Source organism: Pseudomonas sp. CROZ-RG-20F-R04-15, from assembly GCF_022662375.1.
Taxonomy (GTDB): domain Bacteria; phylum Pseudomonadota; class Gammaproteobacteria; order Pseudomonadales; family Pseudomonadaceae; genus Aquipseudomonas.
Map to the genome: position 1 here is coordinate 1 of NZ_JAKNQL010000074.1, position 509 is coordinate 509.

General features: G+C 55.8%; 1 pseudogene. It reads right to left on the reverse strand.

Annotation, left to right across the window (positions count from 1 at the left end):
• Nucleotides 1-509 (reverse strand): annotated as a pseudogene (locus L8H52_RS30325) (hypothetical protein); the annotation flags it as partial.

The following is a 509-nucleotide window of genomic DNA, read 5'->3' on the forward strand; positions in this document are numbered from 1 at the left end:
GTGTAGGAAAAGTTCAGGATGTTATCCAGACGTTTCGCTTTTTCCAGAAAGGCGCGGGTGATGGTGAAACAGATAGTGGTCGGCTCTTCAGTGCCCGGATTCGGTGGTTGTGGTGCCTGATCCTTGCTGACCGGGAATGTCTGGATCTCGCCGTTGCACTTGAGGGTGATGGTGTCGTAGGCGCGGCAGTAGGGATAGTTCACGCAGATTTGCGCACTGACGAAATCCTTGTCGACGCCCTTCGCAATCAGATCGGACAAGTCCAGTTTGAGTTCTGAATGGCCACCGGGCACGGTCAGCCGATCTCGCAGGCCAGGGCGAATAAAGTTGTACAGCAGGGTCAACGGTGGTTCCGACGTGCCGATGTTGCTGCTGTTACGTTCGACGGTGTAATACAGCTCGTTGACACGATCCGGGTGCATTCGGCCCCGGGGAATGCGCATCACGATAGTGACGTTCGGATCCTCAATCGTGAAGGTGTACAACAGCGTGGCGTCGCCAACCAGCCA